Annotated in this window: 27 protein-coding genes; 18 read left to right on the top strand and 9 right to left on the bottom strand. The window is 62.2% G+C overall.

Annotation, left to right across the window (positions count from 1 at the left end):
- Window positions 1-80: 80 nt before the first annotated feature.
- Together AC0L2D_RS14945 and AC0L2D_RS14940 are read left to right on the top strand one after the other, a co-directional pair.
- Entirely contained in the window at window positions 81-359 is a 279-nt protein-coding gene (locus AC0L2D_RS14945; protein ID WP_013532012.1) for a DUF982 domain-containing protein, read from the top strand.
- Window positions 360-389: 30 nt separating this feature from the next.
- Window positions 390-629 carry a DUF2188 domain-containing protein gene (locus AC0L2D_RS14940; RefSeq protein ID WP_013532013.1) on the top strand — a complete coding sequence of 80 codons (240 nt, stop codon included), beginning with the start codon at window positions 390-392 and terminating at the stop codon, window positions 627-629.
- A gap of 159 nt (window positions 630-788) precedes the next feature.
- On the opposite strand, the gene AC0L2D_RS14935 is transcribed toward AC0L2D_RS14940, so the two are convergent.
- Window positions 789-1,340 carry a hypothetical protein gene (locus AC0L2D_RS14935; protein WP_473541422.1) on the bottom strand — a complete coding sequence of 184 codons (552 nt, stop codon included), beginning with the start codon at window positions 1,338-1,340 and terminating at the stop codon, window positions 789-791.
- A gap of 126 nt (window positions 1,341-1,466) precedes the next feature.
- Between AC0L2D_RS14935 and AC0L2D_RS14930 the strand changes: the two genes are divergently transcribed.
- The 8 genes from AC0L2D_RS14930 (at window position 1,467) to AC0L2D_RS14895 (ending at window position 9,735) form a co-directional block, all read left to right on the top strand.
- Entirely contained in the window at window positions 1,467-2,210 is a 744-nt protein-coding gene (locus AC0L2D_RS14930; RefSeq protein WP_063167866.1) for a competence/damage-inducible protein A, read from the top strand.
- 81 nt (window positions 2,211-2,291) lie between these two features.
- On the top strand, window positions 2,292-3,125 hold the full coding sequence (locus AC0L2D_RS14925; RefSeq protein WP_224672901.1) for a universal stress protein: 834 nt from the start codon (window positions 2,292-2,294) through the stop codon (window positions 3,123-3,125).
- Between the two features lie 130 nt (window positions 3,126-3,255).
- Entirely contained in the window at window positions 3,256-3,756 is a 501-nt protein-coding gene (gene gpt, locus AC0L2D_RS14920; protein ID WP_013532017.1) for a xanthine phosphoribosyltransferase, read from the top strand.
- 213 nt (window positions 3,757-3,969) lie between these two features.
- Window positions 3,970-4,458, top strand: a complete 489-nt coding sequence (locus AC0L2D_RS14915) for an NUDIX hydrolase (RefSeq protein WP_013532018.1) — start codon at window positions 3,970-3,972, stop codon at window positions 4,456-4,458.
- A gap of 133 nt (window positions 4,459-4,591) precedes the next feature.
- Window positions 4,592-4,903, top strand: a complete 312-nt coding sequence (locus AC0L2D_RS14910) for a PilZ domain-containing protein (protein ID WP_013532019.1) — start codon at window positions 4,592-4,594, stop codon at window positions 4,901-4,903.
- A gap of 631 nt (window positions 4,904-5,534) precedes the next feature.
- Window positions 5,535-9,317 (top strand): vitamin B12-dependent ribonucleotide reductase, encoded by a 3,783-nt coding sequence (locus AC0L2D_RS14905; protein WP_473541421.1) that lies wholly within the window; start codon window positions 5,535-5,537, stop codon window positions 9,315-9,317.
- 6 nt (window positions 9,318-9,323) lie between these two features.
- Window positions 9,324-9,524 (top strand): type II toxin-antitoxin system HicA family toxin, encoded by a 201-nt coding sequence (locus AC0L2D_RS14900; RefSeq protein ID WP_013532021.1) that lies wholly within the window; start codon window positions 9,324-9,326, stop codon window positions 9,522-9,524.
- A gap of 4 nt (window positions 9,525-9,528) precedes the next feature.
- Window positions 9,529-9,735 carry a type II toxin-antitoxin system HicB family antitoxin gene (locus tag AC0L2D_RS14895; protein WP_024504399.1) on the top strand — a complete coding sequence of 69 codons (207 nt, stop codon included), beginning with the start codon at window positions 9,529-9,531 and terminating at the stop codon, window positions 9,733-9,735.
- Window positions 9,736-10,077: 342 nt separating this feature from the next.
- On the opposite strand, the gene fghA is transcribed toward AC0L2D_RS14895, so the two are convergent.
- The 6 genes from fghA to AC0L2D_RS14865 form a co-directional block, all read right to left on the bottom strand.
- Window positions 10,078-10,908: an S-formylglutathione hydrolase gene (fghA, locus tag AC0L2D_RS14890; RefSeq protein ID WP_473541420.1), complete on the bottom strand. Its 831-nt coding sequence runs from the start codon at window positions 10,906-10,908 to the stop codon at window positions 10,078-10,080.
- A gap of 100 nt (window positions 10,909-11,008) precedes the next feature.
- Complete coding sequence (locus tag AC0L2D_RS14885; protein WP_473541419.1) at window positions 11,009-11,818, bottom strand: formylmethanofuran dehydrogenase subunit C; 810 nt, start codon at window positions 11,816-11,818, stop codon at window positions 11,009-11,011.
- Window positions 11,815-12,723, bottom strand: coding sequence for a formylmethanofuran--tetrahydromethanopterin N-formyltransferase (gene fhcD, locus AC0L2D_RS14880; RefSeq protein ID WP_224619534.1), 909 nt, complete (start codon window positions 12,721-12,723; stop codon window positions 11,815-11,817). The genes AC0L2D_RS14885 and fhcD overlap by 4 nt, the downstream gene beginning before the upstream one ends.
- Entirely contained in the window at window positions 12,711-14,342 is a 1,632-nt protein-coding gene (locus tag AC0L2D_RS14875; protein ID WP_063172013.1) for a formylmethanofuran dehydrogenase subunit A, read from the bottom strand. The genes fhcD and AC0L2D_RS14875 overlap by 13 nt, the downstream gene beginning before the upstream one ends.
- Window positions 14,336-15,424, bottom strand: coding sequence for a molybdopterin-binding domain-containing protein (locus AC0L2D_RS14870; RefSeq protein WP_063172012.1), 1,089 nt, complete (start codon window positions 15,422-15,424; stop codon window positions 14,336-14,338). The genes AC0L2D_RS14875 and AC0L2D_RS14870 overlap by 7 nt, the downstream gene beginning before the upstream one ends.
- Before the next feature lie 117 nt (window positions 15,425-15,541).
- Window positions 15,542-15,922 (bottom strand): 4a-hydroxytetrahydrobiopterin dehydratase, encoded by a 381-nt coding sequence (locus tag AC0L2D_RS14865; protein ID WP_013532029.1) that lies wholly within the window; start codon window positions 15,920-15,922, stop codon window positions 15,542-15,544.
- A gap of 153 nt (window positions 15,923-16,075) precedes the next feature.
- On the opposite strand from AC0L2D_RS14865, the gene AC0L2D_RS14860 reads away from it, so the two are divergent.
- The 7 genes from AC0L2D_RS14860 (at window position 16,076) to fae (ending at window position 22,641) form a co-directional block, all read left to right on the top strand.
- Window positions 16,076-17,047, top strand: a complete 972-nt coding sequence (locus tag AC0L2D_RS14860) for a beta-ribofuranosylaminobenzene 5'-phosphate synthase family protein (RefSeq protein WP_024504393.1) — start codon at window positions 16,076-16,078, stop codon at window positions 17,045-17,047.
- A gap of 29 nt (window positions 17,048-17,076) precedes the next feature.
- On the top strand, window positions 17,077-17,970 hold the full coding sequence (locus AC0L2D_RS14855) for an NAD(P)-dependent methylenetetrahydromethanopterin dehydrogenase (protein ID WP_013532031.1): 894 nt from the start codon (window positions 17,077-17,079) through the stop codon (window positions 17,968-17,970).
- A 196-nt stretch (window positions 17,971-18,166) separates the two neighbouring features.
- Window positions 18,167-19,078, top strand: coding sequence for an ATP-grasp domain-containing protein (locus tag AC0L2D_RS14850; protein ID WP_473541418.1), 912 nt, complete (start codon window positions 18,167-18,169; stop codon window positions 19,076-19,078).
- Window positions 19,075-20,031: a methenyltetrahydromethanopterin cyclohydrolase gene (gene mch / locus AC0L2D_RS14845; protein ID WP_473541417.1), complete on the top strand. Its 957-nt coding sequence runs from the start codon at window positions 19,075-19,077 to the stop codon at window positions 20,029-20,031. Before AC0L2D_RS14850 ends, mch begins: the two co-directional genes overlap by 4 nt.
- A 134-nt stretch (window positions 20,032-20,165) precedes the next feature.
- Window positions 20,166-21,113, top strand: coding sequence for an ATP-grasp domain-containing protein (locus tag AC0L2D_RS14840; RefSeq protein WP_473541449.1), 948 nt, complete (start codon window positions 20,166-20,168; stop codon window positions 21,111-21,113).
- Entirely contained in the window at window positions 21,110-21,985 is an 876-nt protein-coding gene (locus AC0L2D_RS14835) for a triphosphoribosyl-dephospho-CoA synthase (protein ID WP_338101298.1), read from the top strand. The genes AC0L2D_RS14840 and AC0L2D_RS14835 overlap by 4 nt, the downstream gene beginning before the upstream one ends.
- Before the next feature lie 149 nt (window positions 21,986-22,134).
- Window positions 22,135-22,641, top strand: coding sequence for a formaldehyde-activating enzyme (gene fae / locus AC0L2D_RS14830; protein WP_013532036.1), 507 nt, complete (start codon window positions 22,135-22,137; stop codon window positions 22,639-22,641).
- 136 nt (window positions 22,642-22,777) lie between these two features.
- Here fae and AC0L2D_RS14825 read toward each other — a convergent pair whose 3' ends face one another.
- Window positions 22,778-23,572, bottom strand: a complete 795-nt coding sequence (locus AC0L2D_RS14825; protein WP_473541416.1) for a HisA/HisF-related TIM barrel protein — start codon at window positions 23,570-23,572, stop codon at window positions 22,778-22,780.
- Here AC0L2D_RS14825 and AC0L2D_RS14820 point away from each other — a divergent pair.
- Window positions 23,522-24,559 carry a hydantoinase/oxoprolinase family protein gene (locus tag AC0L2D_RS14820; RefSeq protein WP_473541415.1) on the top strand — a complete coding sequence of 346 codons (1,038 nt, stop codon included), beginning with the start codon at window positions 23,522-23,524 and terminating at the stop codon, window positions 24,557-24,559. The two genes, AC0L2D_RS14825 and AC0L2D_RS14820, sit on opposite strands and share 51 nt — an antisense overlap.
- Window positions 24,560-24,579: 20 nt before the next feature.
- Here the strand turns inward: AC0L2D_RS14820 and AC0L2D_RS14815 are convergent, their stop codons facing one another.
- Window positions 24,580-25,170 carry a DUF447 domain-containing protein gene (locus AC0L2D_RS14815; protein ID WP_473541414.1) on the bottom strand — a complete coding sequence of 197 codons (591 nt, stop codon included), beginning with the start codon at window positions 25,168-25,170 and terminating at the stop codon, window positions 24,580-24,582.
- Window position 25,171 lies beyond the last annotated feature (1 nt).

Raw genomic sequence — 25,171 nt, 5'->3', positions numbered from 1 at the left:
CCTTCAAACAGCCTCTGAGACGTTTGGGCGCAGGCTGACGGCCATGGTTGCAACCAAATTGGCTGCTTTGCGTTGCGGCCATGATGGACAACAAACCTTTTGAAGTGCCGGTCGTCGTCGAACTTGGCCACGTCGGCAAATATCGCCACATCCGCAGCGCCCAGGAGGCCGCGGAGTGCCTGATGACGGTGTGGCCGCTCAATCGCGGCCCGCGCCATCGTGATGCCCTCGACACTTGCCTCAAAGTGCTGGAAGGTTATCGTTCGACAGCAGATGCGCGCCGGGCGCTGATTGAAGCCGCCAAGGAATCGGAAGTGCTGGTGCCCGACGACAGACTGCCCGACGACCGACTGCATTGAGCAGACGGACCTTTCAACCGGAGGTTTTTCATGGCGAAGCTGACTTACAAGATCGTCGAACATGACGGCGGCTGGGCCTACAAGGTCGGAGCGACCTTTTCCGAGACGTTTCCCACGCATCAGGACGCGTTGCGCGCCGCCGAAATCGCCTCGGCCGAGCAGCAGGTCGCCGGAGCGACGGACGGCATCCAGTATGAGGACGCCGAGGGAAAATGGCATGAGGAACTGGCCGACGGCCGCGACCGGCCGCAGACAGAAGTCTCGGATTGATTCGGTATCGCGGTTGATGTGGAGCGGTTCGACGGAGCGCCGACCGCAGCGCCGTCCGGAGAGAGGACGCGCCAGCGGCCAGCGGCTGTCCTTGCGGACTAGCCCTCGAACATGGATTTCCAGAAAATCGGCGTGCGCTTTTCGGAAATCGCGTTCTGGCTATTTGCCGCAATACTGATCGTTGACGTTTTGCCCTGCGTTAGCGTCCGGGCCTGGTGTGTTGTGGGCACATGGGCCAATAGCGCCGGTGTTGCCTTGGGTGTTCAACCCGGAGCCGTCACTGATGCTTCCCGTGGTGTAGGGGTCGACAGTTGTCTGGTCGTTGTTACCGAACAGCCACCAGTCATGATTGTTTGAGTACCTGCCGTCCAGTGACTGCGCCATCGCCGATGTGGCGAGACCAATCGTCAGGACGGATGCTGCGAGAAGTTTTGTAACCATTGAATCACTCCGTATCTTAGCCGCCTTGGTGCGACACTCATAAAACCCGGTAGTCAGCCGAATGGTTCCTTGAAATTGTCGTGAAGCTGAGGTGAGGCCCCGATCAGCCCGGCCGGCGATGCGCTCGATGGATGCGGCGGTTCGCTCCGCGGCCACGAATTGCGGCACGTGCCCCTTGCCGTTGGGCCCCTCGATGCGGCCGAGATCTTGCTCGACCGCCACGTTATCGCAGAACATGGTGTGGAAATGCGTTGGACTCAACCGAGCCATCCACCTCCGGCGGTCATGCAGTCGGGCAGGGAAGCCGGCGGCGCGGAGATGACATTGCGGCCACCGCCGCGCCGCGCTATCTCAGACCACTCGCCTTCCCTGGCCACTCGCTTGCCGGAGCTTCCCATGCCTGAAATCGTGACCGCCGCCATGCTCGTCATCGGCGATGAGATTCTGTCCGGCCGCACCAAGGACAAGAACATCGGCCATCTCGCCGACATCATGACGGCGATCGGCATCGACCTGAAGGAAGTGCGCATCGTCCCGGACGAGGAAGACGAGATCATCGCGGCGGTGAACGCCGTGCGCGCGCGCTACACTTATGTTTTCACCACCGGCGGCATCGGGCCGACGCATGACGACATCACGGCCGATTCCATCTCCAAGGCCTTTGGCGTGCCTTGCGAATACGATGCCCGGGCCTATGCGATGCTGGAAGCAAGCTATGCCGCGCGCGGCATCGAATATACCGAGGCCCGCAAGCGCATGGCACGGATGCCGCGCGGCGCCGATCTCATCGACAATCCGGTGTCGGTCGCGCCTGGCTTCCGCATCGGCAACGTCCACGTCATGGCTGGCGTGCCGTCGATTTTCCAGGCCATGCTCGACAATGTCGTGCCGACGCTGAAGGCCGGCACAAAGATGCTGTCGGCGACCGTGCCCTGCCCGTTCGGCGAAGGCCTCATCGGGGGGCCGCTGGGTGATATCCAGAAAGCGCATCCCGATACGATCATCGGCTCCTATCCGAAATATGGCGATGGCAAGTTCTGGACCGAACTGGTCGTGCGTGCCCGCAGCCAGGAGGCGCTGGACGCTGCCCGCGCCGATGTCGAGGCGATGGTCGCCGGCTTCGCCAGCAATCCCGGCTGATCTGGTCCAGACCGGAACAAAGCACGACGCTGCAACGTTTCCCCGGCACGAGTTCGCCAGCTCGTGAACTGAGGGATTGTCATGCGATTCAAAACCATCGTCGCCATTCTGCAGAACGAGCAGGACGCCGAGCGCGTGCTCGACTGCGCCATTCCGCTCGCCAACCGGTTCCAGAGCCATCTGGTCGGCATCCACGCCGAAACGCTTCCCGTGCCCTACACCTCTGCCACAGGCTTTCCCGACACCGAATTCCTGCAGGTTTCGGCAGATATGAACCGGGAACGGGCCGAGAAGTTGAGGACGCTGTTTCTCAGGCGTATCGAGGATTCCGGTCTTTCCTTCGAGTGGCGAAGCCTGGAGAGCTTTTCGGGTGACAGTGCGCTGACCGGGATTTCGAGCGTGCGGGCCGCCGACCTGATCATAGCAGCGCAGCGCGAAACGGGCGGCGATTCCAGCGCGGACGTTGACACGCTGGTCTACGATGCCGGCCGGCCGGTGCTGGTGGTGCCGCACGAGGGTCCGCTGATCACCACCTTCAAACGCGTCTTGCTCGCCTGGAACGGCAGCAAGGAAGCGGCGCGCGCCGCCTTCGACGCGCTGCCCTTCATCATCGAAGCCGAGAAGACCGACATATTGGTTATCGACCCTCCTGAAACGCTCGACGACAGCCCGGAGGCCGCCGGCGCCGAAATCGCGGCAGCGCTGTCGCGCCACGGCGCCACCGTCAGCGTCTCGGTGCAGCAGTCGGGCGGCAGTTCGGTCGATGACATCATCCAGACCAGGATCGCGGAGACCGGCGCCGATCTGCTGGTGCTCGGCGCCTACAGCCATTCATGGCTGCGCCAGCTTCTGTTCGGCGGCGTGACGCGCAGCGTTCTGCGCACCGCGCCGGTGGCAGCCTTCCTGTCGCGGTAAGCCCACAGCGATCGCTGGCCCTTGCCTTGCCAAGGCCCCTGCTCTTGCCAAGATGGGGGCTTTCCAGCTAATTCCGCGCGCATTCCCCTGTTTTCTTGCGCGCGATCCCCGCGTGCTGTGGAGTGCGCGCATGTCCCTTCCCGAAAAAGCCTTTCCGGTCTCCTGGGACCAGTTCCATCGCGACGCTCGCGCACTCGCCTGGCGGCTTGCCGGCGCCAACAAAGGGCAATGGAAAGCGATCGTCTGCATCACGCGAGGCGGGTTGGTGCCGGCGGCGATCATCTCGCGTGAACTTGGCATCCGCGTCATCGAAACCGTCTGTGTCGCCTCCTATCACGATTATACCAGCCAGGGGCAGCTGCAGGTCCTCAAGGAGATCACCCCTGCCCTGCTCGCCGAAGACGGCGCCGGCGTGCTGATCATCGACGACCTGACCGACACCGGCAAGACGGCGGGCATCGTGCGCGCGATGATGCCCAGGGCGCATTTCGCCACCGTCTATGCCAAGCCGAAAGGCAGGCCGCTGGTCGATACTTTCGTCACCGAAGTCAGCCAGGACACCTGGATCTATTTCCCGTGGGATATGGGCTTCACCTACCAGAAGCCGATCGCCGACGACCACGCCGGCTGATTCGCAACTACCTGCCTGTTACAGACCAGCAGCTTGCACCGGGGATGGATTTGCTTTCGCAAACACGTCCGGCAGAGCCGGATATTTCGCGAAATCGACGTCTATTGGCGGAAATTGGCCAGGCGAATGAAATTTTTTACTTTTATTGCCGACAATTAGCCGTAAGATTCGTGAGACGGCAAACGATTCCGGAGGCTGGGGCTAGCTTCTTAGATGTTGACGAGGCCAACGACACACAATCATCTGGCCGAAAGGGTCCGACGGCTCTTCGGCACCGCGCCGTGCCGCCTGCAGGTTGCCGCCCTGCCCTGGCGCGACACGGGAGACGGCGTCGAAATCATGCTGATCACCAGCCGCGATACCGGCCGTTGGGTTTTGCCCAAGGGTTGGCCGGAGGCCAGGGAGCCGCTCTGCGAGGCCGCGGCGCGCGAAGCCGGCGAGGAGGCCGGGCTACGCGGCCGTGTCTCTCATCTTGAAGCCGGCCGTTACTTCTACGCCAAGGCGCTGGCTTCCGGCGAAGAAGTCCCGTGCGAGGTCCTGGTGTTTCCGCTGCATGTCGACAAAGTCGCGGACCGCTGGAAGGAAAAACGCTCACGCACCCGCAAATGGGTCCGTGCAAGCGAAGCGGTGCGCATGGTCAACGAACCCGACCTTTGCCAGATCATCGCCTATTTCTGCGCCGACCCGCACAGCTTCTCCTGACGGGCGGCCACACCGCGCTCTTTGCAAAATGGGACTGGCTTGCAAAGGCTGGACACGCGTTGCCGCGCATCGACATGAATGCTTTGCTAAGGAATCAAAGGTAGGATTCGGCAGCTCTGGTATTTTTTGATCGATGGCGAATCCCGCAAATCCAATTCCAAACGAGTCCGACGAGCCTGAGCGCGAGCATCGTCCGCGCGTGCTCAAGGGCGGGTCGATCATCACCGGAATTTCGAATTCGGAAGTCGGCTGCACGCTGCGCAATCAACACGAAGGCGGAGCCGAACTGAAGATACCGCTGGAAGCCCGGGTTCCCGATCGCTTCCTTCTCTATGTGCCGCTCGACGGCATTGCCTATCGGTGTGAGGTCCGCTGGCGTCGCAATGACCGTATCGGGGTGCAGTTCACCGGCACCGAGCCAAAACCCAGGCTGCACTACGGCTGATCCATTCAGGCACGACGCTTTGGATCGTTGCCGCGTCCGGATTGCCTGGTGACGGCAAAATTGCGATCGCCGCACCGCATTCTATCCCCGTTATCCACATATGTGACACACAAGATGTTGGGGTCACAAAAGCTACGCAAACGAATCCTTGACGGCGCAAAACGAGTCGCCTTTTATAGGCCATGCGCTCCTGTTGAGAGTGCGACCGGAAAGTTCTGAGCCCGGTCTTTTTCCCGGATTATGTGCGTTTTGCTCGCATTTTCGCCTGGTTACGAGGCCGGCGGAAGCGTTGGAATTGTGGGGCGGTTGGGGTCGATAGGGACAATTGTCGGGCTTGAATAAATTGTCTGTTAATACTATATTTAGTGTTTGCAGGTAGGTTCGACGCTAGATAGTGTGAATTTCCCTCGACCGAGGGAATCGGAAAAAAATCAGTTTTGAGGGACCCGTGGGTTCGTCGGCACGTTGGACAGGCACTTCGCAAGGAGTTTGACCAGCAGGGCCGGCGGAGGCTGCGAAATGGAGAGCCGGCCGTTTTCGAACGCCGGCAGACGGCGGACATGCGCGTTTCGCATCGGGGGCAGAAATCCCTGGGGAAAAGCGCTACATATAGACAAAAGGGACCGGACCAATGCGCATCGAGCGTCGTTTCACCAAGCCAGGACAGTCCGCCTATGCGGAGATCGAATTCCGCAAGGCGCTTTCGGAGATCAAGAATCCGGATGGCTCGGTGGTGTTCCGCTTGGACAATATCGACGTGCCGGCGCAGTTCTCCCAGGTCGCAGCCGATATCCTGGCACAGAAATATTTCCGCAAGGCCGGTGTTCCGGCACGCCTGAAGAAGATCGAAGAGAACGACGTCCCCTCCTTCCTGTGGCGCTCCGTCGCCGATGAGGCGGAACTCGCCAAGCTGCCGGAAGCCGAGCGCTACGGTTCCGAGATCGACGCCCGCCAGGTCTTCGACCGCCTTGCCGGCACCTGGACCTATTGGGGCTGGAAGGGCGGCTACTTCAAGGCGTCGGAAGAAGACGCACGCGCCTTCCGTGACGAGCTTGCCTACATGCTGGCCACCCAGCGCGTCGCGCCGAACTCGCCGCAATGGTTCAACACCGGCCTGCACTGGGCCTATGGCATCGACGGCCCGAGCCAGGGCCACTTCTATGTCGACCCCTTCACCGGCAAGCTGACCAAGTCGAAATCCTCCTACGAGCATCCGCAGCCGCATGCCTGCTTCATCCAGGGCGTACAGGACGACCTCGTCAACGAGGGTGGCATCATGGATTTGTGGGTGCGTGAAGCGCGCCTGTTCAAATACGGCTCCGGCACCGGCTCCAACTTCTCGCTGCTGCGCGGCGAAGGCGAAAAACTGTCCGGTGGCGGCCGCTCGTCGGGCCTGATGAGCTTCCTCAAGATCGGCGACCGCGCGGCGGGCGCCATCAAGTCGGGCGGCACGACGCGCCGCGCCGCCAAAATGGTCATCGTCGACGCCGACCATCCCGATATCGAGGAATTCATCGACTGGAAGGTCAATGAAGAGCAGAAGGTCGCCTCGCTGGTGACCGGCTCGAAGATCGTCAAGAAGCATCTCGAAGCGATCATGAAGGCCTGCGTCAACTGCGAAGGCAATGGCGACGACTGCTTCGATCCGTCGATCAACTCCGCGCTGAAGCGCGAGATTAAGGCGGCCAAGAAGTCGGCCGTGCCGGAGAACTACATCTACCGCGTCATCCAGTTCGCCAAGCAGGGCTATAGCTCGATGTCGTTCAAGACCTACGACACAGACTGGGATTCGGACGCCTACCTCACGGTTTCGGGCCAGAATTCCAACAATTCGGTGTCGCTGAAGGATAATTTCCTGCGCGCCGTCGAGGACGATGCCGACTGGCACCTGACCGCCCGCAAGGACGGCAAGGTACTGAAGACGCTGAAGGCCAGGGATCTCTGGGAAAAGATCGGTTACGCCGCCTGGGCGTCGGCCGATCCGGGCCTGCATTTCAACACGACGATGAACGACTGGCACACCTGCGCTTCCGCCGGTGCGATCCGGGCGTCCAATCCGTGCTCCGAATACATGTTCCTCGACGACACGGCCTGCAATCTCGCCTCGATCAATCTGCTGCCCTACCGCAACGCCGACGGCACGATCGACATCGCAGCCTACGAGCACACGGTGCGGCTGTGGACCATCGTGCTCGAAATCTCGGTCATGATGGCGCAGTTCCCGTCGAAGGAGATCGCCAAGCAGTCCTACGAATACCGCACGCTCGGCCTCGGCTATGCCAATATCGGCGGCCTGCTGATGACGTCGGGCATTCCCTACGACTCCGACGAAGGCCGCGCGATCTGCGCCGCACTCACCGCGATCATGACCGGCATGGCCTATGCCACCTCGGCCGAGATGGCCGGCGAACTCGGCGCCTTCGCCGACTACGACCGCAATGCCCAGAACATGCTGCGCGTCATGCGCAACCATCGCCGTGCCGCCTATGGCGAGAAGCAGGGCTACGAGAAGCTCGCCGTCAACCCGGTGCCGCTCGTCGCTTCCGACCTGAAGCAGCAGGACCTTGCAACCCACGCCAAGGCCGCCTGGGACCGCGCCATCGAACTCGGCGAGGAGCATGGCTACCGCAACGCGCAGGCGACCGTCATCGCGCCGACCGGCACGATCGGCCTGGTCATGGATTGCGACACCACCGGCATCGAGCCCGACTTCGCGCTGGTGAAGTTCAAGAAGCTGGCCGGCGGCGGCTATTTCAAGATCATCAACCGCGCCGTGCCGGAAGCGCTGCGCACGCTCGGCTATTCCGAAGCCCAGATCGCCGAAATGGAAGCCTATGCGGTCGGCCACGGCAACCTCAACCAGGCGCCCGCGATCAACCCCGGCGCGCTCAAGGCCAAGGGCTTCACCGACGAGAAGATCGCGGCGCTCAACACAGCCTTGAAGTCGGCCTTCGACATCAAGTTCGTCTTCAACCAGTGGACGCTCGGCGCCGACTGGGTGAAGGAGACGTTCGGCTTCACCGACGAGCAGCTCAACGACTTCTCGTTCGAGATGCTGCCGGCGCTCGGCTTCTCCCGGAAGGACATCGAGGCCGCCAACATCCATGTCTGCGGTGCCATGACACTGGAAGGCGCGCCGTTCCTCAAGGCCGAACACCTCGCCGTGTTCGATTGCGCCAGCCCGTGCGGCAAGATCGGCAAGCGCTCGCTGTCTATCAACAGCCACATCCAGATGATGGCGGCGGCACAGCCCTTCATTTCCGGCGCGATCTCCAAGACCATCAACATGCCCAACGATGCGACGGTGGAAGACGCCAAGGGCGCCTACATGCTGTCGTGGAAGCTGGCGCTGAAGGCCAACGCGCTCTACCGCGACGGCTCGAAACTGTCGCAGCCGCTCAATTCCTCGCTGCTCGCCGATGGCGAGGACGACGAGGATGAAGCCGTCGAGCAGCTGCTCGCCGCACCTGCGGCAGCACGTGCCGCACAGATCACCGAGCGGATCGTCGAGCGCATCATCGAGCGCGTGTCGCGCGAGCAGGAAAAGCTGCCCGGCCGCCGCAAGGGTTACACGCAGAAAGCCAAGATCGGTGGCAACACCATCTTCCTGCGCACCGGCGAATATGACGATGGCCGTCTCGGCGAGATCTTCATCGACATGAACAAGGAAGGCGCGACTTTGCGTGGCCTTCTCAACAACTTCGCCATCGCCATTTCGTTGGGCCTGCAATATGGCGTGCCGCTCGACGAATATGTGCACGCCTTCACCTTCACCAAGTTCGAGCCGGCCGGCATGGTGCAGGGCAATGACGCCATCAAGAGCGCGACGTCGATCCTCGACTACGTGTTCCGCGAGCTGGCGATCTCCTACCTCGGCCGCAACGATCTCGCCCATGTCGACCAGTCGGACTTTTCCAACACCGCACTTGGCCGTGGCATCAGCGAAGGCAAGACCGATGCGGTCTCCAAGGGCCTGACCCGTGGCGCCTCGCCGGTGAAGCTGGTGTCGCGCGTCAGCGGCAACGATCCGAAAGGCTTTGCGGCCCCATCGGGCGCCCCTGCCCGCTCGGCACCGACCGCCTTCTCCGGCTCCAACGTGCTGGCGCTGAAACCCGCCAGCGACGAAGCGGTCGCCTACAAGCGCGACTATGAGGAGCGGGCAAAGGAATTGGCCGAGGACATCGCCTTCGAGGAAGCGGCGGGTGCTGCCTCCGACGCCACGGCGGGATTGTTCACCGACGCGGCGGCCGTCGAGGCGGCCGAAGCAAAAAAACTCGCCAACGACCGCCGCGCCAAATCGCTGCTCCAGGGCTACACCGGCAATTCCTGCTCCGAGTGCCAGAATTTCACGATGGTGCGGAATGGGACCTGCGAGAAGTGCGACACGTGCGGCTCGACGAGCGGGTGCAGCTGAGATCTAGTGCCACCTCGGCTTACAGTTCGCGAGATCATTCGCCTGCTGGAGGCCGATGGCTGGTATCTGGTTGCAACCAAGGGCAGCCATCGCCAATATAAGCATGAAGTCAAAGCCGGCCGCGTCACCGTGGCTGGCAAGCCGTCTGAAGAGGTTGCGCCAGGAACACTGAACAGCATCCTCAAGCAGTCAGGTTTGAAGGAGTGATGACATGCGTTACGCGGTGGTGATTGAAAAAGCAGGAAATAATTTTTCTGCCTATGTGCCGGACCTACCCGGCTGCATCGCGACAGGTGCCACTGTGCCAGAGGTGGAAACCGAGATTCGCGATGCAATACGCTTTCACATCGAAGGTTTGCGAGCCGACGGGCTGGATGTGCCCAAGGGTGTCAGCCTCGCGGAATACGTAGAGGCATAGAGGCAGGCCTCCACTCGATCCGGATCAGGCTCTGGTCCGGGCGTCTAACTCGCCGGCAACACCCTTAGCGTCTGCTTGTCAAACAACAGCTCGTCCTGGCCGATGCGGACGAACAGCAGCTTCCGACCCTCGCCCAAGGGTACTTCGAAATACTGGATGCCATCAGGCATTTCGCCCCAGCAGCCGCAGGGTGGGTCGGGAACCTCATCGGGGCTGGCCAGTGCTTTCAGTATTTTCGCAATCCAGGGATGTGTAGCGTTTGACGGCGGCAAGCGCGGCGCTCTCGGTGTAAGGCGTCGCAATAACTTGTTTGCATCTGGCCATGCCTTCGGCCTGCCCAGATCAAAGCCTCTCAGCATGCCATCTCAGATGGTCGTCCATGAAGCTGGAGATGAAAAGATACGAGTGATCGTATCCATCCTGCATCCGCAGCTTTAGCGGAATACCTGCTTTGGCGCAGGCCGCCTCAAGCAGCCAAGGCCTCAGCCCGTCGTCAAGAAATCCATCCGACGTTCCCTGATCCACCAAAAATTCGGGGAAACGGTATCCGTCGTCGATGAGCGACGTCGCGTCGCAGCTTCGCCACGAGGCCTCATCCTTGCCGAGATACTTCTCAAAGGCCGGTTTCGACCAGCCGGCGGTGCTTGGCTGGGCGATCGGGGCGAACGCCGAGCAGCTCTTGAAACGTTGCGGATTCTTCAAGGCAATCGTCAGCGCGCCATGCCCGCCCATCGAATGGCCAAAGATTGCCTGGCGCGCCATATCGGCTGGAAATTCAGCCGCGATGAGGGCCGGCAACTCCTCGGCGACATAGGAATACATACGATAGTTCTTCGCATAAGGCTCTTGCGTCGCATCGAGATAGAAGCCGGCGCCGGAGCCGAACTGCCAGTTGTCTTTTTCATCCGGAATGTCGGCCCCGCGCGGGCTGGTGTCGGGACAAACGACGATCAGGCCGAGCTCGGCGGCCATGCGCCTGTACTCGCCCTTGTCCATTACATTGGCGTGGGTACACGTCAGGCCTGAGAGATACCACACAACGGGACAAGGCGCCTCCCGCGCCTGCGGAGGTATGAAAACGGCAAAAGTCATGTCGCAACGGCAACTCGTCGACAAATGGGAATAGACGCCCTGCACGCCGCCATGGGCTTTCGCTTGAGAGATGATTTTCATGTGTTCTCCACGTTGCAGGTCGAATGACGGTCGGCCCCACCACTACCCCAGCGGCAAGCACTTGCGTCCTGCCATCCTATGGTTCCTGTGTCGACGGATCTCAGCGCGGAAAAAGAACCTCGCCCATTCCGAGCACTGCGTTATCCCCGCCATATTTGCGCGGTGCGCTCCCCAGAAGCGGCCGTTTCAAAATGCCCTCGGCGATCAGATAACGATCGATGATGGCGGCGAAAACGCTCTCGGGCGCGCCGCATTCGACGAAGCTCGGCGACATGCGTGCCGGCGTGCGATCGAGAAGGATTGAACCGCGACGCATCAGATAACCGGGCATCTCACCGGTGCCACCGGCCACCACCAGGGTGCCGGCGATCATGCGGCTGCCGGCATGGTCGCCGGAGCCTTTCAGCACCGCGACCAGGCCGCGCCGCATGCGGTCCGCGGCGAAGGCGCCCGCCTTGCCCCTGACGATCAACACCCCGCCGTTCATGCCGGCCAGTTCCCCGACGAGCGGCGCACCGAGGTGGTCGCCGGCATTGCCCGTTATCTCAAGCCTGCCGCCGCGCATGCCGGAGCCGGCGTGTGGACCCGCATTGCCTTCGATCGTGAGCTTGCCACCGCGCATGGCGCGCCCGGCCTGGGCGCCGGCATTGCCAACGAGGCGAACCGACCCACCCCGCATGCCTTGCGCCACAAGGTCGAGGCGCGTGCTTCCGCCTTCGAACACGATGTTTGTCGGATCGCTGCCGGCGACGCGAAAAATGTCGCCCACCTTCGAGCCGTGCTTCGTCATGCCGATCTGGATTCTTTCGACGTCGCGCCTTTCGATCCCGGCCAGCCGCTCCGGCGTCAGCGGCGACAGGTCAAGGCGCTCCGGCGGCTCGGCAACCAGGGTGAAGGTCAGCGCCTTCATGGCAGCATATCCTTCAGCGAGTAGATGAATTTCCCGAGCTTGCCGCCGTAATTGCCGGCGCTGATCCGAACCGCGCCTTTTTTCGGTCCGAGCTCTATCACAGCCTTGATGCCGGCCTTCATCGCGGCGGCAACGGCATCATTGGTCTCACCATCGATGACGATTTCCAGGACGGCGTTGATGTCGGGACCGAGTTCACTCGCGACGACGCCGCGCAACGTCGGCGCGTAGGCTTCGTTGGCCGAGGCGATCATGCCTTTGTATTTGCCACCAATCTTGGAACCCGAACGGGCAATGCCGCCCGGAAACGGCACGATGGCGCCAGGCACCATGCCGATCGCATTGACCGCGGCCTCGGCAGCGGCCAAAGCGTTGGCGCTGCTTTGCGCCATGACAAAGAAATTGCCGCCACCGACAGCTTCCTTCGTCAGTCCAGTCGTTGCTTCGCACAGGAACTCGCCATCCATGACGGGAATACGCCAGAAATGCCTGTCGCCGATCTTCTTGGAGATTTGCCAGCCGTCGCCGAAATAACGCAGTGCCGAACCGAGCTTGAGCTCGGCGCTGCCCTGCAGCCCGGCAAAGCAGGCGGAACCCGGCGAGGTCAAAACGCACTGGCCGACACGATTGAGCAGTTGTTTCTGCAATTCGTCCGTTCCCATCGCGAAAATCATGACGCGGCAGCCCGGCCGGCCATCCGGTGTAGCCGATGGCGGCAGGTCGAGATCGATTGCCGCTTCGCAGCCGCAACCGATCACCGAGGTGGCGAAGCCGGTCATCGTGATCGCCGCCTGGCGAGCCCATTTCCGGCTCGGCGCGGTGATGACGATGGCGGTTGCGCGCATGCCGAAGGCTTCCGCGAAGGTATCGTCGATCGTTACGCCATTGATGCTCATGTTCGGCATGGCACCTCGCCGAATGGCTGTTCGCGCGCAATCGCGGAATCCGGGAAATTGAACCAGTCCAGCGACAGGCCGTAGCGCTGCTGGTGATAGTCCTCGAGCCGTCGCACCATTGCCTTGTCGACAGGCGGCTTGAGCCTCAATGCCTTGCCCCAGCGGTAATGGATGATTTCCCCGTCTTGCACGACGAGATCGCCATCCTTGAAAACATACGCCGCCTCTCCGAGCATTTTGGCGATACTGCGGTCCCTGCGATAGACAGCGACGTCGGCTGTTGCGCCGGCGCCGAGATGGCCTCGATCCGTCAAGCCGAGCAGCTTGGCTGGCGCCGCGCGCGTCATGATGGCGATTTCCTCGAACGTGTATTCGCGGTCGATTGCGGCCAGGGTAGAGAGCGCCAGGGCGGATAGGGAAAGTCCGGCGGCCATTTCGGTGCGCGCTTCCCGGCTCATCAGCAGTTCGAACAGCGCCGGATAGGCGGTAAAAGGTGCACCGTTGGGATGATCGGTGGTGAAGAACACACGCCAAGGATCGTCGATCAGGAGAAAAAGCTCGAGCCCGATCGCCCACTGCATCGTGCCGTAGAAGTCCTTGCCATAGCTGTAAGGCACGATGCCGCCGCCATTGCCGTCACCGTCATGAATGACGGTCTTTTTCGGGTGTGCGCTGCCACGCGCCGAAAACTGCCGCATGACGTCGGAGGAGACCGTGACCGTCTGGCCGAACATCACCTGGCCGATATCGATGGTGACTTCCGGCGTCGCGTTGACCAGTTCGGCAAGCCGTGCGGCGGCAGAGGAAAACCCGCGTTTTCCTTCCGTGCCATAGCCATAGAACTGGAGGTGGGCGAGATGCAGCGGCAGTCCATCCGCCGCTGCAATCGTCGCAGCCGCCGTATCCGCCGATCCGGGGCTGCCCAGATTGTTGCAATGGACATGCAAGGGATGCGGCAAGCCAAGACTGTCGACGGCGGCCTGCAGCGTCTTGACGATCTTGCGCGAACTGACGCCATAGGAAGGCACGACATCATCCAGCGAGAAGGTGCGGACGTTCTCCTTGAAGGCGGCCGCCGCACCGGCGTTGATCACCTTGACCCCAAGCGCTCGCGTCGAAGCGACCGTCCAGGCGACATAGTCCTCGATCATCGTCCGGGGGGCGTCGTCGCGGATCATCGACAACAGGAAATCGTCGTTGCCGAGAATGGCAAGGGTCGCTTTGTCGATAATCGGGATGTCAGCCAGTTCGAGATGCGTGTGCAGCGCCGCTCCCGGCGACATCGCCGGCTCGACGACCGTTGTAAAGCCCATTTTTGCGTAGAGGCAGCCGGTCTGGAACGTCGACCAGCCGGCATTGGAGAGCGGCGTCATTGCTGGCCGCAGCTGATGGGCGGCATGCTGTTCGGGCAAGAGCAGCCGCGCGGTGTTCACATTGCCGCCACCGATGTGGGAGTGGATGTCGATGGCGCCAGCCATCACGATGCAGCCGCTGGCTTCGATGGTCCGGTCGGCCGCCCCTCCCGCCGGCGCCGGAACGATCTTGTCGTCCTTGATCCAGAGGTCGCCTTTGCCGAGACGGCCGTTGACGGGATCGATGATGTCGCCGCCGGCGATTTTCGTCAGCATGGCAGTGGCTCGGCGAAGGCGTGGGTAGCGATCAGGCGGATGATCGTCGCGGCGGAGGGCAATTGCGAGGCCGCTTGCGCATCGATCGACCTGAGCGAGCCCGTGCGGCTGGAGTAGACAACCGCATCGTGATCGACCCCAGCCTCGCCGATGGCCATGGTGACTGCGGCGCCGGCAACCGGCTTTTCCGTTTTCGTCAGCACAATCAGCGCCATGCGTGCCCTTTTTTTCTGTAGTTGGGCCGTTGCGGCGGAGATCCGCAGGTGCAGGTCAGCTTCGCCGGCAGCGATCATGCGCTCCACATCGCAGCGCCAGGGATCGAATTCAGGGAGGCCGCGCGCAAAGCCGGTGCGCAGCGGAAAACCTGTCATCCAGGCCGAGGCGAGCGCGCTTCCCCACCCGTTTTCGCTCGCCGGCAGATAAAGGCCGGATGCGCGCGATTTGCGATTGAGATCGGCGATCAGTCCTTGCAGCATCTCCAATGCCAAGCCTTCGGCGGCGTGGCCTGAAAACAGGAACACGGGAAAATGCGCGGCCGCCAGAGCTTTGGCAAAATCATTGAAATTCGACACCGGTTGCGATGTACGCCGCCCTTTGTACTGTGCCCTCAGTGCCGCCAGCGTGGCGGTGAGGCTAGCTTGGCCACAGGAAAGTTGCGTTGCCTTGCGTCCGCCGTTCAGCGGCGGCACAGACATCCCGTTTGGGCCTACCACGAAGAACGCGCGCTGGTTGCCGGTCGAGAGGTCGGGAACCGTCCCGGCAAGTTCGCCGACAAGACCATGATGGATCCGCGGGAGCTCGCCCACGATCACCACGACATCGGCACGCCGGCGCGTCTCTCCGGGGGCGACGGTCATTGCCCCCTTGTCGGTAAAAAGCGCGGTCTCTCGGGCAAGTGCCGCACCATCGGCATGGTCGTATGCCGCGCCAGCCCGCTCAGCCAGCGCGATCGCCGCCCTCGTGCCATCTATATCCGTATCAAAGCTGAAAACCGGGCACCGACTTGACGACAATAGCGACGCGGCATGCGCAGCCGCGTGCTCAATCAGCGCTTCCCGGTTGCCGATCCAAGCAACCGCCATTCGCTAAACTACTTTCTGGTGCCGGCTCGATCCTAGACGAAACTGGATTGGCCGTGAACCCCACCCTGCAGCGGATCAGCGAATGTTTTCATACGCGTCAACAAATTCCGACCCTGCTTAGTCATATTTGACGTAAGCGAAGCGTTGATCGGTCAGTGGAGTGCCCTCCAATGCCCCGCCTTCCTTGGCCGGCTGCCACTGGACAACGTCCTCGATCTTTTTCGCCAACTCGAAATCCTTGTCGGTAATGCCTTTCGCCGCGTGATTCGTCAGGCGCACCTCGACCCAGGCATAGGAGGCGGTGATATCAGGATGGTGCCACGCCGCCTCGGCGAGATGACCAACCGTGTTGATGACCATGAGCGTCGATTTCCAGCTGTGGGTCTTGTATTTGCGCCGGATCCAGCCGTTTTCATAACGCCATTTCGGCAGCTCCTTCTCAAGCCGGTCGGCGATCTCGGCTTCCGAATAGACCTTTTCCTTGACTGTCTCGTTCATCTCGACCTCCGCGAATTGCTCGGTCTGTCACACGCCGGAGCCGGCAAACACGTATGCGTTCTCTTTGGCTTGCCCCATCGACGAAAACAGTTATCATGGTACCGGGCACCTAAACTTCCATGATGCATCCATGATGCACCCATCGGGGGGCAGATGTCGAATTCTGTTACCATACGAGTGCCCGCTCGCCTGCACCTTGGCTTCCTTGATCTCAATGGCGATGCTGGACGGCGGTTCGGCAGCGTCGGGCTTCCATTGAGCGAACCCGAAACCGTCGTCACCCTGTCGCGGTCCAGCGAGACCATCGTCGAAGGCTCCGAGAGCACCCGCGCCAGCGAGCATCTATCGACGCTCTGCAAGCATCTCGGCATTCGCGGCCAGCACCATCTGGTGGTAGAGCAGTCGATCCCCAGTCATGCGGGTCTGGGCTCCGGCACACAGATCGCCCTTGCCGTCGCCTCGGCGTTGCGCACGCTCCACAATCTGCCTCTGGACATCGCCGGCGACGCTAACCTGCTCGAGCGGGGCGGCCGATCCGGCATCGGCATCGCAAGTTTCGAAGACGGCGGCGTCATAGTCGACGCCGGCAAGAACGACCGCGGCGGAACGCCTCCGGTCGTCGCGCGGCTGCCGTTTCCGGAAGAGTGGCGCGTCCTCCTCATCCTCGACCATTCCGGGCATGGACTGCATGGAGCAGCCGAGGTTGCGGCGTTTCGCTCGCTGCCGCCATTCCCAACGGCAGGCAGTGGGGAGATCTGCCGGAGGGTGCTGATGGGCATAATGCCGGCTTTGGTCGAGCGGGACCTTCCGGCATTCGGCGCCGCCGTCACCGCGATACAGATGCTGATCGGCAGCCATTTCGCCCCGGCCCAGGGCGGCGTGTTCACCTCGAAGCGGGTCGAGATGGTGGCCCACTGTCTCAATGAAGCAGGCGCCGTCGGCATCGGCCAGAGTTCCTGGGGGCCGACAGGCTTTGCCTTCGCGCCATCGCAGGACGCCGCACTCAAGTTCGTCGACGCGGTTCGGAAGACGACAGTTGAGGGCGGCCTTGAGGTCAAGATCGTCAAGGGCAGGAACTCCGGCGCGAAGATCAGTTCAACCAGGCTGGATCTCGTCGGCAGCTGACGCTTCAGTTTCAGGCAGAAAGGCAAGAAATGGCCCGCAAACACATCCTGCACATGCTGACACCGTTGAAGCAGATGAGCCCCTTCGACGTGAACATGGCGCTCGACGCAGGTTTCGACGCCGTCGTCCCCTATGTCGATGTGGGCCTGGCCGAAGTGACAGGACTGGTCCAGGACGCGATCTTTTCACGCCCGCCGGATGCGGGTGTCGACACCGGCATCTTCATCGCCGGGAAGGATGCCTCGTTGGCGCTCGACATGTTCGACGCCGCGAAGAAGGCGATGGTGCCGCCTTTCCAGGTTTCGGTATTTGCCGATCCAGCCGGCTCGTTCACCACAGCCGCGGCGATGGTGGCCAAGGTCGAAAAGGCGCTGGAGAAGAAATTCCAGCGTGCGCTCAGGGATACGAGGGTGGCTGTTTTCGGCGCCACCGGAGTCGTCGGCTTCTGCACCGCCGTCATCGCGGCAGGGGAAGGTGCCCGGGTCACACTTGTCGGCCATGACGGCATCGAACGGGTCAAGCAGATCGCGGCCGAGATCGAAAGCAGGTTCCACCTCACCGTCGATGCGGCTGACGGATCGAGCGACGCCCGCAAGACAAAGCTGGTCGAAGCCAACGAAATTATCCTGGCTTGCGCCAAAGCTGGCGTCCAGGTGGTCTCCAAAGCCCAATTGAAAGGCAATGACCTGCTTATTGCGGCCGACGTCAATGCCGTTCCCCCGGCCGGCATCGAAGGATTGGCCGTCAATGCCAATGGTGATCCACTCGATGCGGCAAAAGCTGTCGGCATTGGTCCGCTTGCCATCGGCAATGTCAAATATAAGGTCGAATTCGGTCTCTTCAAAAGAATGATCGAATCCGAAAAGACGATCACGCTCGGTTTTCAGGAAGCGTTTTCCCTTGCACGCGAGATTGCCAAGTAACGCCGGATCTCTTTTGATCGCGGCAATTTCAGGCCGGGCGCTGGCCGCCGCCGCGCGTCGCGCCGGCTATCGTCCGCTGGTCGCCGATTTCTTTTGCGATACGGACACCGTCGCGCTCGCAGAACGCGCGACAATGCTGCCAGGCGACCTGCAAGGAGGCATCGACGGCGAGCGCATCATCGACACGCTTCGGCGATTGGCTGGCGACGACCTGCCGGCCGCCATAGTCCTGGGCTCAGGGTTTGAGCGGATGCCTGAGACCGTGGACAAAATCGCGCGACACTTTCGGCTCGCCGGCAATGGCGGCGCCGCGATCCGCAGGATCAAGGATCCGCAGTTGCTGGCCGATGATTGCGCCGAACTCGGCATCCCGCATCCGCAACTGCGATGGGACCAGCCGCCTGACCCGGAGAACTGGGTGGTCAAGACCGCGGGCGGCGCCGGCGGCGGACACGTCAGACGAGCAGCCGGAGAAAGCCCGACCGCCGGCCGCTACTTCCAGCGCTTCGCTGCCGGTCGCAGCATCTCGGCCCTGTTCGTCGGCAATGGTCAAACCGCGCACCTCGTGGGTTTCAGCCACCAATGGACGTCTCCCGCCCCCACAGCGCCCTATCGCTACGGCGGCGCCGTACGGTTGAGACGCTTCGATCGCAGACAGGCGGCGGTCATCGGCGGCTGGCTCTCAAGTCTGACGCGGCGCGCCGGCCTGCTTGGATTGTGCAGCGCCGATCTGATCCGCGGACCAGATGGCTACACGTTCATCGAGATCAATCCGAGGCCGGGCGCCACCCTCGACATTTTCGACGATGTTGACGCGCCATTGATCGAAGCGCATCTGCGCGCCGCGACGGGTCAGGTCTTCCGCTTGCCGCGCTTCGTCGATTCGATGGCGTCGATGGTGACCTACGCCGCGACGCCAATCACTCACTTTCCGTCGATTGCCTGGCCTGAATGGACAGCGGACCAACAGTCGGCTGGCACCCGTCTGATTGCCGGCGACCCTGTCTGCACGGTCTTCGCGCGCGGTCCGAGCGCCCAATCGACCAAGCGGCTCATCAAGGGACAAGCCAGCCAATTGCAACTCCAATGGGAAGGAGACCGGACATGAAAGACGGTTCGGCATTCCTGAACGACAATGCACAGCGCATCGTTGACGGCATGATCGGCGACGCCGAACGCCTGCGTATCGTCGTTTCCAGGGGACCATTGGGCGAGCGCCTGATCGATGCCGGCGCCAAGACCGTCGGCAGCGTCGAGGCCGGGATGCGCATGGCTGAGGCTGCGATGGGCGGTCTCGGCAGCGTTTCGGTGTTCATGGATCGCGCGTCACAGCAATGGCCGTTCACCGTCGAAGCGCGATCTTCGCAGCCGGTGCTGGCCTGCCTGGGCAGCCAGTATGCGGGCTGGAACCTGTCTGGCCAGGACTATTTCGCGATGGGATCTGGGCCGGCGCGGGCCCTCGCCCGGGTCGAACCGCTGTTCGAGACACTTTCCTATCGCGACATCGCATCGTCCGCGGTGCTTATCCTTGAGACGGCCGAACCGCCTCCCCGCGCGACCGTTGAGAAAGTGAGCAAGGCAACTGGACTGGCGACGGAAAAGCTCACCTTCCTCTATGCGCCGACACAAAGCCTCGCCGGCGGCGTGCAGATCGTGGCGCGCGCGCTCGAGGTTGCCCTGCACAAAATCAACGATCTCAAATTCCCGCTGGAGAACGTTGTCGACGGCATCGGAACGGCGCCGATCCCCGCCCCCCATCCGGATTTCCTGACCGCTATGGGCCGAACCAACGATGCCATCATCTATGGCGGCAGCGTCCAGCTCTTCGTCAAAGGATCGGCGAAGGAGGCTGGCAAACTCGCGGAAAAACTTCCCAGCAGCGCCTCACGGGACTACGGCCAACCCTTCGCCGAGATCTTCACGCGGTTCAAGGGCGATTTCTATGCCATCGACCCGCTGCTGTTCAGCCCGGCTGAAGTGATCGTGACAGCGATCGAAACCGGCGATACGTTTCGCGCCGGTCGGCGTGATCTGAAGATGCTCGAACGGAGTCTCGGCTAGGGCATGGCGGTGCAAAGGGATTCGTCTGTCATTCGCCCGCCCGGCGACTGCCTTCCGTGCAGCCCTGCCGCGGACGCGGCCATGAGGGCGTGGAATCGCTCGCGCCGCCGACATTCCCGCACCCGAGAGGCCACATGCTCCCTCGCATCCTGATCGTCAGCGACAAAGTGGACACCGGCTCCAACGGCCTGGCGGCAGGACTTGGTCGGGGGGGCGCCGCCGTTACAGCCGTGCCGCTGGCGGCGATCGCATTCGATACCAGCAGCCCGAGCGGACTTGCGATCCCCGGCTTCGGCGGCACGCGGCCCGACGCCGTGCTCGTCCGTTCGATCGCCGCCGGATCGTTCGAAGCGGTTACCCGGCGCCTCGGGGTGCTGCACGCGTTAAGCAGACTGTCGGTTCCCGTATGGAATTCCGCGCAGGCGATCGAGCGCTGCGTCGACAAGTCGATGACGACATTCCTCCTGAAAAATGCCGGCCTGCCTACGCCACGCACCTTTGCCGTAGAAGGACTTGCCGTCGCCGAGGAGGTCGCGGCGCAAGAGCTTCCGCGGGGCCCGCTGGTGCTGAAACCATTGTTCGGGGCGCAAGGCCGCGGCATAAAGCTGATCCGCACGCTCTCGGACCTGCCGGCCGCAGAAGAGGTGAACAGCGTCTACTACCTTCAGCAATATGTGTCGCGTGCCGGTCCGCCTTTCCGGGATTTCCGCGTGTTTGTCTGCGCCGGAGAGACCGTGGCGATGATGAGCCGCATCAGCGACGACTGGATCACGAACGTCAACCGGGGTGGCGTGCCGGAACAGGTTTCCGAACATGGCAAGGCGGAACTGGCATCGCTGGCCGTCGCTGCGTCAGCCGCGGTCGGCGCGGATTTTGCCGGCGTGGACATCGTGCGGGCTGACGACGGCAATCTGTTCATACTCGAAGTGAACAGCATGCCCGCATGGTCGGGATTGCAGTCGGTGGTCGCCGTGAACATCGCCGAAGCAATCGCCGATGCCTTGCTGAAACTTCTGGCCGACCGCGCCGAGGCGGCCGCCGCACCGCGGCCCTACCGTTTTGCCGCGCCTGCGAATTCGTGAGGGCGGGCAAGTTGGCGCTTTCGCGTGAACGCCTCCGGGCCAGCTATAAGAATGCCTGCAGGATGGAGATCGAAGCCCTAAAGCCGGGCAACGTCCATCTGTTCGCCGACGGACACGGCATGTCCGCCGCCCAGTTCATGACAAGTGCGGAGGTTTCCTCCGGGCCGCTGACCGATCCTCGTCTGCCGGTCGGGCAGCGGATGCTGGAGGCGGTGCGCGCGACACGACTGGCGGTCGCAACCAATACCAATCTCGGAATCATCCTTCTGGCAGGGCCTCTGATATGCGCTGCCGAAATGGGCGGTGACAGACTGCGCGACAATCTCGATTCGCTGCTTCGGGCTTTGAGCGTGCAGGATACCAAGGCGGTATTCGAGGCGATCGTCACGGCCGCGCCAGGCGGCCTCGGAGAAGCCGCCAACGATGTGCGGCAGGAGCCGAAGGTCCATTTGCTGGACGCGATGAGGGAGGCTGCCGACCGCGACATGATCGCTCGCCAGTACAGCAACTGTTTCGGCGACGTGTTCGGGGTCGGGCTCGCCGCGCTGGATGGAGCGTTGGCACGTGAAGAAGACGGCATGTGGCCGACGGTGTTCGTCTACATGGCGTTTCTCGCCGACTTCCCCGACAGCCATGTGATGCGCAAGCACGGCGTTCACGTCGCAAATCAGGCGCGGCAGGAAGCCGTTGCCGTTCAGGCGGCGCTCCATGCCGAGGGCGACGAACCGTCGCGCATTCGTCTGCTCATGGAGTTCGACCGCCGGCTGAAGGCCGACAACATCAACCCCGGCACCTCGGCCGACCTCACCGTGGCTACTCTTTTAGTCCACACCCTCGCCCTCACCTTGCATAATCGCGGCGTTGGTGCTTGACTTCCAAAAGCGGAAGCTGTGCTTCCGCGGCTATCTAGCCAACCGGTCCGGGCAAATCCGGACGCTGCCAACAAGGATAGCTGTCCATCGAGCGCCTGCTCGGTTGCAGCGTCCGTGGACATCATAATTGTGTCTTGGAGGAAATTGGCATGGCAAAAATATCAAAGGTTATGGTCGGTGAATCGCTGGTGGGAGACGGCAACGAAGTCGCGCATGTCGACCTGCTCATCGGCCCGCGGGGGAGCGCGGTCGAAACGGCATTTTGCAACGCGCTTACCAACAACAAGGACGGCTTTACTTCGCTTTTGGCGGTGATCGCGCCCAATCTTCAATGCAAACCCAACACCGTGATGTTCAACAAGGTCACGATCAAGGGTGCCAAACAGGCGGTTCAGATGTTCGGCCCGGCGCAGCACGCCGTGGCAAAGGCCGTGCAGGACAGCGTTGCGGACGGGACCATTCCGGCCAACGAAGCAGACGACGTGTTCATCTGCGTCGGGGTATTCATCCATTGGGACGCGGCGGACGACGCCAAGATCCAGAAATACAATTACGAGGCGACAAAGGAAGCCATCCAGCGCGCCGTTGCAGGAACCCCGACCGCCGCCGAAGCAACGGCCCAGCGCGACAAGGTCAAGCATCCGTTCGCAGCCTAGACAAGAGACAGCCCCGCACAGGAAAAACCCTCTTCTGAGACGGATGGTCTGTTGCGCCGGCTGAAAAAAGTTCTGGGCTTTTGAAACGACGCTCCCGAAGGGCGCACGTCCTTCGGGAGTCGACGAGCAACGATGATCAGGCGCCGAGTGATGCGAGGCGGCCCGGCGTGAGCGTAGCGTTGTGCAATGAGGTTGCGACCAGCGCCGCGGCGACGCCCATTGCGGACAAGGCGCTGATGTCGGTCTCATCTCGGACGCCGCCGGCCGCGATGACGGCGCGATTTCCGGCCTTGGCCTTGACCTCCTGCAACCGCCCGAAGTCGGGACCGGCGGCCGCACCGACCTTGGCCAGCGTCATGACAATCACCTTTTGCGGCCAAAGCTCGGGCTCATCGAGAAGAGAACGCGGTCCGCAAAAACTATCGCCGACGAAATCAAGGGACAGGATGAGATCGGGATGATCATGAAAACGCCGCAGCAATATGTCGTCCCGCTGCGATTCAGTGCCCAGAACAGGAGACAGCGAGCGTTCGGCAAGCGCCGCCAAAAGTGTCTTCTCGTCGGCCACGCCGGCATCGACCCAAAGTTCCGGCGGCTCCGCCATCGTCCTCAGCCGGGCGAGTGCGTCGCTGTTTGGCGCTCCGCCTTCGATAGCGTCCAGATCTGCGATGTAGAAAGTGGAAAAAGGATAAAGCCCACGCAGTCCTTCAGCGACCGCAACCACATCAGGGCTTCGGCTGAGCGGCGTAACGATCGGCCTGTAGCGATCGCGTTTTCCCTGCTGGGCGCGAACCACCACGCCGTCTTTCAGGTCGAGAACCGGAATGATACGCAACGCTTTTTTCACCGACCAATTGCCCCCGTCATGAAAGCTTGAAGCGTGGAAAAAAGAAAGGGCATCATTGCCGGTTTCGACATTGGCGGCGCGCATCTGAAGGTGACCCGCGCACAAGACGGTCGCATCGTCGAGGCGGTAACGATCGCAACGCCGCTCTGGCAAGGCCTGCACAAGCTGGCTTCAGCCCTCGACGAAACGGCTCCGATCTACGCGGGTGCGGATCTCAACGCATTCACCATGACGGGCGAACTGTCGGACATCTTTCCGTCCCGCGATGCCGGCGTGGCGGCTCTGCTGGCTCTGATTTCCACCCATTTCCCCACAGACAAAAAGCTGGTCTATGCCGGACCATCCGGTTTCGTCGGAGTCGAGCGGGCAGCGCAGCTGACCGCCGATGTGGCTTCCGCCAATTGGCACGCGACAGCCTTGTTGGTGGCAAAACTCGCCGGCGATGCCCTGTTCGTCGACATGGGCTCCACCACCACCGATATTATTGCCATCAAGAACGGCGCCGTGGCCAATGACGGCTACACCGATGCCGGACGGCTTCTAACCGGCGAATTGGTCTATACCGGCTTTACCAGGACATTCCTGTTCGGCGTAGCCTCGTCGGCTCCCGTCCATGGCAGGCTAACGCCGCTGATGAACGAGTATTTCGCCTCTATCGCCGACGCGCACCGCATCCTGGGCGTACTCGACGAGGACGACGACAGGCACCCTCCCGCCGACGGCAAGGAAAAGACCGTGGACGGCTCGATCGAGCGGCTGGCGCGCATGGTGGGGCGCGACGCCACCGACCTGACCCCGCCGGAATGGGGCGAGGTCGCGCGCTGGTTCAGCGAGCAGCAACTGCGTAAGGTGCACGATGCAGCGTCTCTGGTTGCCGGAACCCTGCCTCGGGATGTCCCGATCGTCGGCGCCGGAAGCGGTCGCTGGCAGATTAGGCGACTGGCCGAACGCATGGAACGCAGTTACGTCGATTTCGCCGACATCATCCCCGCCGATGACACCGTTCGCGGGCAAGCGAGCAGCGCGGCACCCGCGTCCGCGGTAGCGCTTTTGGCGGGATATCCTTCGTAAGCAGGTTGCGGCGCTCGCGCCTATGCTCGCGGGTCCTCGCTACCCGAACCTTTGGCGGTCAAGTGATCGCTGACACGCTGCATCAGCCAGCCCCAGGCTTCCCTTTCACCGTCGCCTGCTGTCTTTTCGATGGCAATCGAAAGGTAGGCGACTTCCCCCTCGATCTTGTCGCGCGGCAGCATGCCGAGCCGGCTGACCAGGATGGCCAGCTCAAGCACCGCCGCCTTGGCTCGATTGAGGCCGGTGAACGGCGCAAGCGTTTCCTCCCGCACCACGCGGCAGAAATGGCGGGGGCGCACGCCATTGTCATCGACCGCCTGGACCTCGAGGCCCGAATACGCCAGCGCCGCCTCGAGCCGCGGCACCGGAAACCCGTCAACCGGAACGGTTGGCCAATGCTTGCGGCCTGTCAGGCAGCCGGCAAAGACACGCACGTCGTCGGTATAATTGGCGATGGCGAACGGCACTTCGGCGAGATTGTCGAGCGTGACCGACGGCCGGAAAGGTGCAATCACCCAGCCGTCATTCTCGGCAATGATGCCGATCGGCGCGATGTGGACGTTGCCTGCCTTGTTGACCGTCGTGATGATCGATTCGCGAATGTAGGGCATG

This window comes from Mesorhizobium sp. WSM4833, from assembly GCF_055811095.1.
This window is presented reverse-complemented; position numbering and strand designations above follow the sequence as displayed.

Coding starts and splice junctions, on each gene's coding strand:
- fae (WP_013532036.1), top strand. CDS start 22,135: ATGGCAAAAATATCAAAGGTTATGGTCGGTGAATCGCTGGTGGGAGAC.
- AC0L2D_RS14840 (WP_473541449.1), top strand. CDS start 20,166: ATGCTCCCTCGCATCCTGATCGTCAGCGACAAAGTGGACACCGGCTCC.
- AC0L2D_RS14910 (WP_013532019.1), top strand. CDS start 4,592: ATGGCGAATCCCGCAAATCCAATTCCAAACGAGTCCGACGAGCCTGAG.
- AC0L2D_RS14925 (WP_224672901.1), top strand. CDS start 2,292: ATGCGATTCAAAACCATCGTCGCCATTCTGCAGAACGAGCAGGACGCC.
- AC0L2D_RS14905 (WP_473541421.1), top strand. CDS start 5,535: ATGCGCATCGAGCGTCGTTTCACCAAGCCAGGACAGTCCGCCTATGCG.
- AC0L2D_RS14945 (WP_013532012.1), top strand. CDS start 81: ATGATGGACAACAAACCTTTTGAAGTGCCGGTCGTCGTCGAACTTGGC.
- AC0L2D_RS14875 (WP_063172013.1), bottom strand. CDS start 14,342: ATGCTGACGAAAATCGCCGGCGGCGACATCATCGATCCCGTCAACGGC.
- AC0L2D_RS14815 (WP_473541414.1), bottom strand. CDS start 25,170: ATGCCCTACATTCGCGAATCGATCATCACGACGGTCAACAAGGCAGGC.
- AC0L2D_RS14865 (WP_013532029.1), bottom strand. CDS start 15,922: ATGAACGAGACAGTCAAGGAAAAGGTCTATTCGGAAGCCGAGATCGCC.
- AC0L2D_RS14860 (WP_024504393.1), top strand. CDS start 16,076: ATGTCGAATTCTGTTACCATACGAGTGCCCGCTCGCCTGCACCTTGGC.
- AC0L2D_RS14895 (WP_024504399.1), top strand. CDS start 9,529: ATGCGTTACGCGGTGGTGATTGAAAAAGCAGGAAATAATTTTTCTGCC.
- AC0L2D_RS14940 (WP_013532013.1), top strand. CDS start 390: ATGGCGAAGCTGACTTACAAGATCGTCGAACATGACGGCGGCTGGGCC.
- AC0L2D_RS14855 (WP_013532031.1), top strand. CDS start 17,077: ATGGCCCGCAAACACATCCTGCACATGCTGACACCGTTGAAGCAGATG.
- AC0L2D_RS14935 (WP_473541422.1), bottom strand. CDS start 1,340: ATGGCTCGGTTGAGTCCAACGCATTTCCACACCATGTTCTGCGATAAC.
- AC0L2D_RS14885 (WP_473541419.1), bottom strand. CDS start 11,818: ATGAAGGCGCTGACCTTCACCCTGGTTGCCGAGCCGCCGGAGCGCCTT.
- gpt (WP_013532017.1), top strand. CDS start 3,256: ATGTCCCTTCCCGAAAAAGCCTTTCCGGTCTCCTGGGACCAGTTCCAT.
- AC0L2D_RS14915 (WP_013532018.1), top strand. CDS start 3,970: ATGTTGACGAGGCCAACGACACACAATCATCTGGCCGAAAGGGTCCGA.
- mch (WP_473541417.1), top strand. CDS start 19,075: ATGAAAGACGGTTCGGCATTCCTGAACGACAATGCACAGCGCATCGTT.
- AC0L2D_RS14825 (WP_473541416.1), bottom strand. CDS start 23,572: ATGCGCGCCGCCAATGTCGAAACCGGCAATGATGCCCTTTCTTTTTTC.
- AC0L2D_RS14870 (WP_063172012.1), bottom strand. CDS start 15,424: ATGGCGGTTGCTTGGATCGGCAACCGGGAAGCGCTGATTGAGCACGCG.
- AC0L2D_RS14930 (WP_063167866.1), top strand. CDS start 1,467: ATGCCTGAAATCGTGACCGCCGCCATGCTCGTCATCGGCGATGAGATT.
- fghA (WP_473541420.1), bottom strand. CDS start 10,908: ATGAAAATCATCTCTCAAGCGAAAGCCCATGGCGGCGTGCAGGGCGTC.
- fhcD (WP_224619534.1), bottom strand. CDS start 12,723: ATGCCGAACATGAGCATCAATGGCGTAACGATCGACGATACCTTCGCG.